This is a genomic window from Pseudoxanthomonas sp. LjRoot204_2 (assembly GCF_056175765.1).
In genome coordinates this window covers 1-12,054 of record NZ_JBGFFG010000053.1, presented here as the reverse complement: position 1 = coordinate 12,054, position 12,054 = coordinate 1, and the positions used below count along the sequence as shown (strand labels likewise).

Here is a 12,054-nt window from a genome sequence, read left to right as displayed (position 1 = left end):
GTGGAGAGCTTCAGCGCGTCGCCGGACGGGCGCCAGCTGCTGGTCCGTCACTCGCGCAGCTATACGCCGGCGCAACTGTCCGTGGTCGGCATCGAAGGCGGTCAGGCGAAGCCGCTCACCGACACCCGCACGGCCGCCTTCAAGGCCCGTACGTGGACCGAGCCGGAATACGTGCAGGTCCCGTCGAAGCATGGCGCCGGCGTGGTGTGGGGCAAATACTACGGTCCGAAGACCATGGAGCCGGGCAAGCGCTATCCCATCGTGATGTTCGTGCACGGCGCGGGCTACCTGCAGAACGTCACCGCCCGCTATCCGAACTATTTCCGCGAGCAGATGTTCCACCACCTGCTGGTGGAGCGCGGCTACATCGTGCTCGACCTGGACTACCGGGCCAGCGAGGGCTACGGTCGCGACTGGCGCACCGCGATCTACCGCAACATGGGCCATCCCGAACTCGAGGATTACCTCGACGGCCTCGACTGGCTGGTCGCGCAGAAGCAGGGCGACCGTGATCGCGCCGGCATCTACGGCGGCAGCTACGGCGGCTTCATGACGTTCATGGCGCTGTTCCGCGAACCCGGCACCTTCAAGGCCGGCGCCGCGCTGCGCCCGGTGGTCGACTGGACGCAGTACAACCACGAGTACACCAGCAACATCCTCAACACGCCCGAGCTGGATCCGGAGGCGTATCGCACCTCGTCGCCGATCGAGTATGCCGGCGGCCTGCAGGACCACCTGCTGATCGCTCACGGCATGATCGACGACAACGTGTTCTTCAAGGATTCGGTGGTGCTGACGCAGAAGCTGATCGAACTGCGAAAGGACAACTGGGAACTGGCGGCCTATCCGCTGGAACGCCACGGATTCACGCGATCCGATTCGTGGCTGGACGAGTACAAGCGCGTACTCAAGCTGTTCGAACAGACGCTCAAATAGCGATGCGACCTGACCCGGCCCACGCGACAGGCTCGCCCTTCGTCACTGTCACGGCGAAGGTATCGATCGTCATCGGCATCGCCGCCACCCTGTACGCCGTGGCGCAACTGATCGCGGCGCTGGTCCTGCTGGGGCCGGTGGATATGGAGGCGGTGCGCGGCTTCCTCGCGACGCGATCGGTCCCCGCCGCCGCGGTGTGGATACTCACCCACCTCACCGCGATCGCCGCCGGCTTCCTGGCGGTCTCAGCGGCTTTCCTGGCCGTGTCCTTCGGCTTGCTTCGCCGCCGCGCATGGGGCTGGTGGGGCTTCGTGGCCTTCATGGTGGCCGGTGCCGCACTCAATTTCGCCGGCATTGCCGCCCTCGAGGCCGTGTTCGCCTGGGTGCAGGCGTTGCCGCCGCAGCCGGAGATGGAACGGATGCGGGCCGAACTCGCCGCGCTGCGCGTGGTCTCGCTGGCCACGCTGTGGGTGAGCGCCGTCGTGTTCGCGGCCCTGCATGGCCTGCTCGTCTGGCAGCTGTGCAGGCCCGATGTGCGCGCGGAATTCGGGATGCTGCGACCACCCCGGTAGAATGCGGGCCATGAACGATTTTTCGCCTGTCCGCGATTACCTGACCGACCTGCAGGACCGCATCTGCGCCGCCATCGAAGCGGCCGATGGCCACGCGCGATTCCATGAAGACGCATGGTCGCGGCCACCCGGCGACGCATCGCCCATCCGCGGCGGTGGCCGCACGCGGATCCTGCGCGACGGCGCCGTGTTCGAGCAGGCCGGCATCGGATTCTCCGATGTGTCGGGCGACCGGCTGCCTCCGTCGGCGTCGGCACATCGCCCTGAACTCGCAGGCGCATCCTGGCGCGCAGTGGGCGTGTCGCTGGTCTTCCATCCGCGCAACCCACACGTGCCGACCACGCACGCCAACGTGCGCCATTTCCGCGCCGAGCGCGATGGCGAAACGGTAGCGTGGTGGTTCGGCGGCGGCTTCGACCTCACCCCCTTCTATCCGGTCGACGAAGACGTGCGCCACTGGCACCGGACCGCGCGCGAGCTGTGCGAACCGTTCGGCGGACAGGCCCGCTACGACGCGCACAAGCGCTGGTGCGACGAGTACTTCTTCCTCAAGCACCGCAACGAGACGCGCGGCGTGGGCGGGTTGTTCTTCGACGACCTGGGCGAGGATCCGGAGCGCGACTTCGGTTACCTGCGCGCGGTGGGCGACGGTTTCCTCGATGCCTACCTGCCGATCGTCGCATCGCGCAAGGACGTCCCCTACGGCGAACGCGAGCGAGCCTTCCAGCTGTACCGGCGCGGCCGCTACGTCGAATTCAACCTGGTCTACGACCGAGGCACGCTGTTCGGCCTGCAGAGCGGCGGGCGGGCCGAATCGATCCTCATGAGCCTGCCGCCGCTGGTACGTTGGGAGTATGGCTACACGCCCGAGGACGGCAGCGATGAGCAGCGGCTGCTCGACTACCTGCGCCCGCGCGACTGGCTGAACGAACTCGCCTGAGCTTGTTCTTGTGGGAGCGACGTAAGTCGCGAAGGTTTGCCGGGATCGCGATCGCGACTTACGTCGCTCCCGCACCGGGGATCTCCGGCTGCCGGCCCACCACCGTGATATGCCCGTTGTTCTCCAGCACCGCCAAGCGGATGTCGGCCATGTCCAGGCAACCCGCTTCGCGCATCGCTTTCTCGAAATCCTCCCGGCTTATGAGCTCGCGGCGCAGGACGTTCCGATAGACCTGTCCGTCGCGTGCGAGCAGCACGGGCGATCCTTCGACCCAGCGCTCCACCTTCGCCGATCGCGCGGAGGCCAGGCCCACGATCCAGTTCAGCGCGATCAACGTGGCGGCCAGCAACAGGCCGCCGMCCACCGAGGTGTCATCGCCAAGCAGCGCGTTCTGGACGGCATTGCCGAGCAGCACCACCAGCAGCATGTCGAACGGCGTGAACTGGCCCATCGTTCGCTTGCCGGTCATGCGGATCATCGACAGCAGGATGAAGTACACGACGCATGCCCGCAGCACGAAGGCCCACCAGGGCATGGCCATGTGGAACATCTCGGCGAACGTCGCGCTCATGCATCACCCGGTGGCGGAAGGTTGCGCGCACGGTAGCGCACGCGGGCGCAGCGGACGACGGGCAATAAAAAGCCCCGCAGACCAGGGGGGGGTCGGCGGGGCCAGGGGAGCGGGACCTGGGGAGGGGTCGTCGCTCCGGGGGRGATCGCTCCAGGGGAAGGGAGAGATCAGTGACAGACGTTGCATCTGTCACGGGGCTATATGACCACTCCGGACATGGATGGTTCGTGAAGATTCCGGTTAAAAAACCGTAAGATTCAGGAGTAATTCATTTTATTGAACTGGTCGGTATACAAATATACCTGACAGGGTTTTCCTGAACTTTCCGCAAGTGCATGTTCCGGAAGGGAAAGCGTTTCCAGGCCGGGCTAATGCGACTCTTCCCAGTTGTCGCCGACGCCGCTGTCGACGACCAGCGGAACGCTCAGTTGCGCGGCCGCCGCCATGCGAGCCGTCGCTTCCTGCAGCAGCTCGGGGACAAAACCGGCATCGGCTTCGAACACCAGTTCGTCGTGCACCTGCAGGATCATGAGCGCCTGTCCGCGGTGATCCGCCAGCCATGCGTCGACGCCGATCATCGCGCGCTTGATGATGTCCGCCGCCGTGCCCTGCATCGGCGCGTTGATCGCCGCGCGCTCGGCGCCGGCGCGCTGCCCCTGCGTTCCCTTGTTGATGTATTCCAGGTACAGGCGGCGACCGAAGACCGTCTCGACGTAGCCGAGCTCGCGCGCCTGCTGCCGCGTGCGCTCCATGTAGTCGCGTACGCCCGGATACCGGCTGAAGTACAGCGCGATGTAGTCCTGCGCCTCGCCGCGGCCGATGCCCAGCTGCCGCGCCAGGCCGAACGCGCTCATGCCGTACATCAGGCCGAAGTTGATCGCCTTCGCGGCGCGGCGCTCGTTGCCGGTCACGTCCTCGAGCTTGCGGCCGAACACTTCCGCCGCCGTCGCCTTGTGGATGTCGGCGCCGGACTCGAAGGCGCGCACGAGTCCCGGGTCCTGCGACAGGTGGGCCATGATGCGCAACTCGATCTGCGAGTAGTCGCAGGCGACCAGCTTGCGCCCCGGCGGCGCCACGAAGGCCTTGCGGATGCGCCGGCCATCCTCGGTGCGGATCGGGATGTTCTGCAGGTTCGGATCGGTGGACGACAGCCGCCCCGTCGCGGCACCGGCCTGGTGGTAGCTGGTGTGCACGCGACCGGTGTCGGGATTCACCATCTCCGGCAGTTTGTCGGTATAGGTGCTGCGCAGCTTCGCCAGGCCGCGGTACTCCAGGATCACGCGCGGCAATTCGTGCTGGTCGGCGATGGCTTCGAGCGCTTCTTCATTCGTGCTGGGCTGGCCGGTCGGCGTCTTCACCAGTACGGGCAGCTTCAGCTCGTCGAACAGCAGCGCCTGCAACTGCTTCGGCGAATCGAGATTGAAGGTGCGCCCGGCCAGCTCGGTCGCCTTCTGCTGCGCGGCCAGCATGCGCTTGGAGAGGTCGCCGCTCTGCCGGCGCAGTTCGTCGGCGTCGATCATCACGCCGTTCGCCTCGATGCGCGCCAACACGGGCACCAGCGGCATTTCGATGTCGCGGTACACGCGTTCCAGCCCGGGCTCGGCCATCAGTCTCGGCGCGATCGCGTGATGCAGCCGCAGGGTGATGTCGGCGTCCTCGGCGGCATAGCGGGTCGCGTCATCGACCGCCACCTGGGAGAACGGAATCTGCTTGGCGCCCTTGCCGGCCACGTCTTCGTACTTGATCGTGTCGTAGCCGAGGAAGCGCTTGGCCAGGCTGTCCATGTCGTGGCGGTTGCTGCCCGAGTTCAGCACGAAGCTCTCAAGCATCGTGTCGTCGGCGTAGCCCTGCACCTCCACGCCGTGGCGGCGAAGCACGTGCAGGTCGTATTTCCCGTGCTGGCCCAGCTTGCGCTTGCCGGGATCGGCCAACACCGGCCGCAGCGCCGCCAGCACGCCCGCACGGTCGAGCTGCGGCGGAGCACCGGGATAGTCGTGGCCGACGGGCACGTAGACCGCCTTGCCCGGCTCGGTGGCGAAACTCAGCCCCACCAGGGCGGCACGCATCGGGTCGAGACTGTCGGTCTCGGTATCGAACGCGAACGCGTCGGCCCGCTGCAGCTCGGCCACCAGCGCATCGAGCTGCGCCGGCTCGGTGACGGCGGCATAGTCGCCGGCCATGCCCAGCGCGGGATCGAGGGGTGTTTCGTCGACGGCGGCAGCCGCCACGCGACCGGTGCCGCGCGCGCGGCCCGGTTCCTTCTCGGCGACGGRGGCCGCATCAAGGGCGCCGCCTTCCAGCTCCTTGAGGGCCTGGTTGAAACCGTAACGTGCGTACAGCTCGCGGAGTTCGTCGACGTGGCGGTCGCGCAGCGGCAGCGTGTCCGGGCCGCCTTCCAGCGCCACGTCGGTCTTGATGGTCACCAGGGTGCGGTTCAACGGCAGGCGCGGCAGCGCGGCGCGCAGGTTGTCGCCGATCTTGCCCTTGATCTCGCCGGACCGCTCGATGATTGCGTCCAGCGTGCCGTACTCGCCCAACCACTTCGCCGCCGTCTTGGGCCCGCACTTCTCGACACCAGGCACGTTGTCGATGGCGTCGCCCATCAGGGCCAGGAAGTCGACGATCTGCTCCGGCCGCACGCCGAACTTCTCCACCACGGCATCCACGGAATCCAGGCGGCTGCCGCTCATCGTGTTGACCAGCGCCACGCCCGGACGGACCAGCTGCGCGAAATCCTTGTCGCTGGTGGAGATGGTGACCTCCATGCCCTGCGCCGCACCCTGCAGCGCCAGCGTGCCGATCACGTCATCCGCCTCCACGCCGTCGACGCGCAGCAAGGGGAAGCCCAGCGCCTGGACGATGCGGATCATCGGTTCGACCTGCGCGCGCAACTCTTCCGGCATGGGCGGGCGATTGGCCTTGTAGTCGGGATAGAGTTCGTCGCGGAACGTCGGGCCGCTGGCGTCGAGCACGAAGGCCACGTAGTCCGGTTTTTCCTTCAGCGTGGCGCGCAGCATGTTCACCACGCCGAACAGCGCGCCGGTAGGCTCACCCTGTGCGTTGGTCAGCGGAGGCAGCGCATGGAACGCGCGGAACAGGTAGCTGGAGCCGTCGATCAGTACGAGTCGTGTCATGCCGGCATTCTACGCCCCGCCCTTGCGCGCGGCGTCACGCGCCCACCCTCGCATTGGGCGCATAATCGGGACGTCATTCCCCCGACCGGACGCCACCATGAACCGCATGACGAGCCTCGCCCTGCCGTTGTCCTGCCTGCTGGCCATGGCCGGTTGCGCCTCGACAGGCGGCGGCAACCCGTCCGACATCGACCTGGCCAACGCGCAGGTGGCGGTGCGCACGGAAAAGAACGGCGACACCATCGAGGAATACCGCGTGGCGGGCAACCTGCGCATGGTCAAGGTCACGCCATCGCGTGGCGCGCCCTATTACCTGTACGACTCCGACGGCGACGGCCGCCTGGACAAGAGCAAGGACAACAGCGACATCTCGCCGGTGTACTGGAAGCTCTACGGCTGGTGAGCCGCCGCGTTCAGCGGATGACGAGCACCGGCACGCCGCAGCGGGCCAGCACTTCGCTGGTCTGGCTGCCCAGCAGCAGGCGGCCCAGCGCGCGGCGCCCATGAGAGGCCATGACGATCAGGTCGCAGCCTTCGCGTTCGGCAGTGTCCACGATGGCCTCGGCCGCATAGCGGTCGGCAACGTGCAGCAGGTGCGGGTCGACGCCTGCCGCCTGCGCCTGCGCGGTGACGCCATCGAGGACCTTGCGGGCGGCCTCCTCGCGCGCTTTCTGGAAGTCCGGTAGCGAGGTCGCCACCGCGCTCCAGCCCAGCGCATCATCGAAGCCGGTGCTGATGGGTTCGCTCACCGTGAGGACCGTCGCCCTGGCCTGCAGCTGCAAGGCCAGGGCAAGGCCATGCTGCACGCCCTTGCCTGCCAGCTCGGAACCGTCGGTCGCGATCAGGATATGCCGGTACATGGCCGCACCTCGAGGTGATGGAGTGCGGCCATTAGACGCCCTGCCGGCGCAACGCGCCGTGATCTGGATCAATCGCCTAGACCGCCTGCAGGTTGGCGTAGGCGAGCACCAGCACCTTGGGACCGACCTCGGCGAAGTTCACGTGCACCAGCGTATGCGCCCCGCTGCCCTCGTAATCGGTGACCACGCCCTGGCCGAACTTGGCGTGCGTCACCATCTGCCCGAGCTTCATGGAAGGCGACTCGATGGACGCGTGGCCGGCCACCGGCCGTGAAGCAAAACCCGGGGCGGCACGGCTGACCTGCACGCGCGGGCGGACTTCGTTCAACAGGTTCGCGGGGATCTCGCGCAGGAAACGCGACGGGATGCCGTACATGTCCTGCCCGTGCAGGCGACGCGCTTCGGCATAGCTCAGCACCAGCTTCTGGCGCGCGCGGGTGATGCCCACGTAGGCAAGCCGCCGCTCTTCTTCCAGCCGCCCGCTTTCGTCCAGCGAACGGTTGCTGGGGAACAGGCCCTCTTCCAGCCCTGCCAGGAACACCAGCGGGAACTCCAGGCCCTTGGCCGAGTGCAGCGTCATCAACTGCACGCCGTCCTCGCCGGCGTCCACCTGGCCCTCGCCGGCCTCCAGCGCGGCATAGGACAGGAAGGCGACCAGTTCGCTCATGCCCTCCTGCACGTCTTCCTCGACGGCGACGTCCTCGCGGCGCACGAAGCGGGAGGCGACCGACACCAGTTCGTCGAGGTTCTCGGTACGCGATTCGGAATCGAGGCCGCCGCGGCTTTCGCGTGCCCAGTGCTCGCGCAGGCCGGAGCGCGCAAGCACGTGGTCGACGCGCTCGGCCAGCGTCATCTCGGCGGTTTCCTCGGCCAGCTGGTCGACCAGCGACGCGAACGCCGCCAGCGCGTTGCGTGCGCGGCCGGCGAGGTCACTGCCCTGGGCCGAAAGCACCGCTGCGCCCCACAGCGACACGCGCGCGCCGCGTGCCAGACGGCGGACTTCGTCCAGCGTGCGCTCGCCGATGCCGCGCGTCGGCGTATTCACCACGCGCTCGAACGCCGCGTCGTCGGCACGGTTGGCCATCAGGCGCAGGTAGGCGAGCGCGTCCTTGATTTCGGCGCGCTCGAAGAAGCGCATGCCGCCATATACGCGATACGGCACCTGTTCGGACAGCAGCGCTTCTTCGAAGGCACGCGATTGCGCATTGCTGCGATAGAGGATGGCGGCATCGCCGAGGCTGCCGCCGTCGCGCACCCATTGGCGGATGCGCTCGACCACGAAGCGGGCTTCGTCCATCTCGTTGTAGGCGGCGTACAGGTCGATCGGCTCGCCGTCGCCGGTGTCGGTCCACAACTGCTTGCCGATGCGGCCCGGATTGTGCGCGATCACCGCATTGGCGGCACCAAGGATGTTCGCGCTGGAGCGGTAGTTCTGTTCCAGCCGGATGGTCCGGGCAGAGGGATAGTCGCGCAGGAACTGCTGCATGTTCTCGACTTTCGCGCCGCGCCAGCCGTAGATGCTCTGGTCATCGTCGCCGACCACGAACACGTGCCCCGTATCGCCGGCGAGCACGCGGACGAACGCATACTGGATGGCGTTGGTGTCCTGGAATTCGTCCACCAGGATCTGTCGGAAGCGCGTGCGGTAATGCGCCAGCAATGCCGGCGTATCGCGCAGCAGCTCGTGCGCACGCAGCAGCAGTTCGGCGAAGTCGACCAGGCCGGCGCGGTCGCAGCGTTCCTGGTAACCGGCATAGACCTGCCGGCGCACATCCAGCCAGTCGTCGTTCGGCGCGGGCTGGATGTGTTCCGGTCGGCGGCCTTCGTCCTTCTGCTCGTTGATCCACCAGGTGAGCTGCTTGGGCGGATACTTGCCTTCGTCCAGCTCCATCGCCTGGACGACGCGCTTGACCAGGCGCTGCTGGTCGTCGCTGTCCAGCACCTGGAAGGTCTCCGGCAGCTTGGCTTCCTGCCAGTGCAGGCGCAGCAGGCGGTGCGCGAGGCCGTGGAAGGTGCCGATCCACATGCCCCGACTGCCATTGCGCAGCTGCACGTCGGCGCGCGCGCGCATCTCGCCCGCAGCCTTGTTGGTGAAGGTGACCGCGAGGATCCCGTGCGTGGGGACGCCATGGACTTCATTGAGCCAGGCGATGCGGTGGGTCAGCACGCGGGTCTTGCCGGAGCCGGCGCCGGCCAGGACCAGGTAATGCCCGGGTTCGGCGGAAACGGCGTCGCGCTGGGCGGGATTCAGGTCTTCGAGCAGGTGGGAAACATCCATCCGCGCATTTTACGGCCTGCGGCGGCCCAAACCCTGAGACGAAGGCGTTCAGGCCAGTTCGGCGACCTGCATGGAGACCTGCTTGCGACCGTTGTCCAGCCACTGGCGACCGGCTTCGACGAAGCCGTGGCGCGCATGGAACAGACGCGAAGGCTCGTTCGGCGGCACCACGTTGAACTCGCAGGTGACGCGCGGGATGCCGCGTTCACGGGCGAAGGCGAACAGGTCGGCATAGAGCCGCGACCCCAGGCCGTGCCCCTGCGCGGCTGCATCCACTACGATGCGGTCGACGTAGAGGAAATCCGGATAGCGTCCGGCGAACCACCCGAAGTTGTCGTTGCGGTAATCCGCACCGGCACGCATCGCCAGCAGGAAGGCGACCACGCGACCGTCGAGCGTCGCCACGCGGAGACAGTCGGACAGGGACGCCAGGTGGCGCAACCTGTCCACATCCATAGGGCTGGTGTGGCGGACCTCAGCTTCGTTCAGCGCGATGATGGCGGCGTGGTCGCCATCGTTCGCGTCACGGATCACGGGTTCCGCCACGGGGTCAGTGCGCGGCGTGCTTGGGCGTCGCGCTGTTGCTCATCAATCTGTCGGTGTAGGCGATACCGATTGCCGACAGAATGAAGATGGCATGGATGATCGTCTGCCACATCACGCCGGTCGGCGTGAAGTCGCTGCAGGTCTTCGCCGCCCACCCGGCCACCTTGGCCGCCTCCGCCGCAGCGAACGCAGCCGGCGTACCACATAGCGGCAGGCCACCGAGGGCGCTGGCGCCGATGAAGGTCTTCAGCAGATGGATGGACGAGATGCCGATGATCGCCATCGCCAGCTTGACCTTCAGCACCGATGCGTTGACGTGGCTGAGCCATTCYGGCTGGTCGGGGTGCTTTTCCAGCCCCATGCGCGACACGAAGGTCTCGTAGCCGCCGACGATCACCATCATCAACAGGTTGGAGATCATCACTACGTCGATCAGCCCCAGAACCAGCAGCATGATGTCCTGCTCACTCAGGCTGGTCGCGCCGTGGACCAGATGCCACAGTTCCTTCAGGAACAGGACCACGTACACGCCTTGCGCCACGATCARSCCCAGGTARAGCGGCAGCTGCAGCCAGCGCGAACTGAAGATCAGGGCCGGCAGGGGTCCCAGGCGCGCGGATTTTGGTTCGGTCATGTCGGGAACAGTGCTTTCCAAGGATGCGGCAGGGTAGCGGCCGGATTTGACGCTGCCAAGTCTGCAGGCCGGTCTAGACTCGGAGGCCTCCCCACCCTGCGGACCCCGCCATGATCGACCTGTACTACTGGCCTACCCCGAACGGCCACAAGATCACGCTGCTGCTGGAAGAGCTGGCCGAGGCCGGCGCGAAGCTGGACTATCGCATCGTGCCGGTGAACATCGGCAAGGGCGACCAGTTCAAGCCGGACTACCTTGCGTTCTCGCCCAACAACAAGATGCCGGCCATCATCGACCATGCGCCGGCCGACGGTGGCGAGCCGATCAGCGTGTTCGAGTCCGGTGCCATCCTGGTGTACCTGGCCAACAAGACCAACCGCTTCTTCGGCAACGACACGCGGCACAAGGTGGCAGTGAACCAGTGGCTCATGTGGCAGATGGGCGGCCTGGGGCCGATGAGCGGGCAGTACGGCCACTTCACGGTGTATGCGCCCGAAAAGATTCCCTACGCCATCGACCGCTACACCCGCGAAGTGCAGCGTTTGCTCGGCGTGCTGGACACGCAGTTGGCGAAGCATGCGTACGTGGCCGGCGAGGATTACAGCATCGCCGACATGGCGATCCATCCGTGGATCAACGCTTACGACAAGGCGCCGTTGGATATGTCGCCCTATCCCACCCTGCAGCGCTGGCATGCGGAGATCGCCGCGCGCCCTGCCGTGCAGCGCGCGTACGCGCTGAAGACGCAGGTGAATCCCGATGCGGGCAAGCCGCTGACCGACGAGGAGCGCAAGCACCTGTTCGGAAGGTAGCGTGCGCCGTGCGCACGATGCGCGGTGCCGGATCCAGAGGTCGTGCRCATGGCGCACGCTACGGTTCGCGGGTGCAATAATCCGGGCCTGACCGGCCCCGCCGCCCGAGAAATCCGATGCGCCTCGCCCTGTTCGCCCTGATGACCCTCGCCACCGCCCTGCCCGCCCACGCCGAGAAACTCACGCTGGAAGCCATCACCGGCAGCGCGCCGCTGTCCGGACCGACGCTGACCAAACCGCAGGTGGCGCCGGACGGATCACGGGTGACCTTCCTGCGCGGCAAGGACAGCGACCGCAACCGGCTGGACCTGTGGGAGTACGACATCGCCAGCGGGCAGACGCGCTTGCTGGTGGATTCGTCGGTGGTGCTGCCGGGCGAGGAAGTGCTGAGCGACGAGGAAAAGGCGCGCCGCGAGCGCCAGCGCATCGCCGCGCTGTCCGGCATCGTCGATTACCAATGGTCGCCCGACGGCAAGGCACTGCTGTTTCCGCTGGGCGGCGAGCTGTACTTCTACGACCTGGCCAAGACTGGCAAGGACGCGGTGCGCAAGCTCACGAACGGCGGCGGCTTCGCCACCGATCCGAAGATCTCGCCGAAAGGCGGCTTCGTCAGCTTCATCCGCGAACGCAACCTGTGGGTCATCGCGTTGGCCGACGGCAGGGAAGTGCAGCTGACCCGCGACGGCAATGACACCATCGGCAACGGCGTGGCCGAGTTCGTCGCCGACGAGGAAATGGACCGCCACACCGGCTACTGGTGGGCACCGGACG

At 66.9% G+C, this 12,054-nt stretch carries 12 protein-coding genes; 6 read left to right on the top strand and 6 right to left on the bottom strand.

Features of this window, described 5'->3' with window-relative positions:
* From AC04L7_RS04355 to hemF, 3 genes are all read left to right on the top strand, one after another.
* Positions 1-936, top strand: a 936-nt coding sequence (locus AC04L7_RS04355; RefSeq protein WP_475512579.1) for an alpha/beta hydrolase family protein, incomplete at its 5' end; no start/stop codon positions are given.
* 2 nt (positions 937-938) lie between these two features.
* The gene (locus AC04L7_RS04350; RefSeq protein WP_436000636.1) at positions 939-1,508 is read left to right on the top strand and encodes a hypothetical protein; all 570 of its coding nucleotides are present in this window, start codon (positions 939-941) and stop codon (positions 1,506-1,508) included.
* A gap of 10 nt (positions 1,509-1,518) precedes the next feature.
* On the top strand, positions 1,519-2,448 hold the full coding sequence (hemF, locus tag AC04L7_RS04345) for an oxygen-dependent coproporphyrinogen oxidase (protein ID WP_436000638.1): 930 nt from the start codon (positions 1,519-1,521) through the stop codon (positions 2,446-2,448).
* A 58-nt stretch (positions 2,449-2,506) separates the two neighbouring features.
* Here the strand turns inward: hemF and AC04L7_RS04340 are convergent, their stop codons facing one another.
* Together AC04L7_RS04340 and polA are read right to left on the bottom strand one after the other, a co-directional pair.
* A complete protein-coding gene (locus AC04L7_RS04340; RefSeq protein WP_475512578.1) occupies positions 2,507-3,019 on the bottom strand; it encodes a DUF421 domain-containing protein in 513 nt (170 codons plus the stop codon).
* 368 nt (positions 3,020-3,387) lie between these two features.
* Positions 3,388-6,153, bottom strand: coding sequence for a DNA polymerase I (gene polA, locus AC04L7_RS04335; protein WP_475512577.1), 2,766 nt, complete (start codon positions 6,151-6,153; stop codon positions 3,388-3,390).
* A gap of 106 nt (positions 6,154-6,259) precedes the next feature.
* Here polA and AC04L7_RS04330 point away from each other — a divergent pair, with 106 nt between their 5' ends.
* On the top strand, positions 6,260-6,556 hold the full coding sequence (locus tag AC04L7_RS04330) for a DUF2782 domain-containing protein (protein WP_475512576.1): 297 nt from the start codon (positions 6,260-6,262) through the stop codon (positions 6,554-6,556).
* A gap of 10 nt (positions 6,557-6,566) precedes the next feature.
* Here the strand turns inward: AC04L7_RS04330 and AC04L7_RS04325 are convergent, their stop codons facing one another.
* From AC04L7_RS04325 to AC04L7_RS04310, 4 genes are all read right to left on the bottom strand, one after another.
* Entirely contained in the window at positions 6,567-7,013 is a 447-nt protein-coding gene (locus AC04L7_RS04325) for a universal stress protein (RefSeq protein ID WP_296278912.1), read from the bottom strand.
* A gap of 76 nt (positions 7,014-7,089) precedes the next feature.
* Positions 7,090-9,291 carry a DNA helicase II gene (gene uvrD, locus AC04L7_RS04320; RefSeq protein WP_436000644.1) on the bottom strand — a complete coding sequence of 734 codons (2,202 nt, stop codon included), beginning with the start codon at positions 9,289-9,291 and terminating at the stop codon, positions 7,090-7,092.
* Positions 9,292-9,339: 48 nt separating this feature from the next.
* Positions 9,340-9,825 carry a GNAT family N-acetyltransferase gene (locus tag AC04L7_RS04315; protein ID WP_475512575.1) on the bottom strand — a complete coding sequence of 162 codons (486 nt, stop codon included), beginning with the start codon at positions 9,823-9,825 and terminating at the stop codon, positions 9,340-9,342.
* A 16-nt stretch (positions 9,826-9,841) separates the two neighbouring features.
* Positions 9,842-10,471: a TIGR00645 family protein gene (locus AC04L7_RS04310; protein WP_299345562.1), complete on the bottom strand. Its 630-nt coding sequence runs from the start codon at positions 10,469-10,471 to the stop codon at positions 9,842-9,844.
* Between the two features lie 110 nt (positions 10,472-10,581).
* Here AC04L7_RS04310 and AC04L7_RS04305 point away from each other — a divergent pair, with 110 nt between their 5' ends.
* Together AC04L7_RS04305 and AC04L7_RS04300 are read left to right on the top strand one after the other, a co-directional pair.
* On the top strand, positions 10,582-11,283 hold the full coding sequence (locus AC04L7_RS04305; protein ID WP_436000648.1) for a glutathione binding-like protein: 702 nt from the start codon (positions 10,582-10,584) through the stop codon (positions 11,281-11,283).
* A 116-nt stretch (positions 11,284-11,399) separates the two neighbouring features.
* Positions 11,400-12,054, top strand: a 655-nt coding sequence (locus AC04L7_RS04300; protein WP_475512574.1) for a DPP IV N-terminal domain-containing protein, incomplete at its 3' end; no start/stop codon positions are given.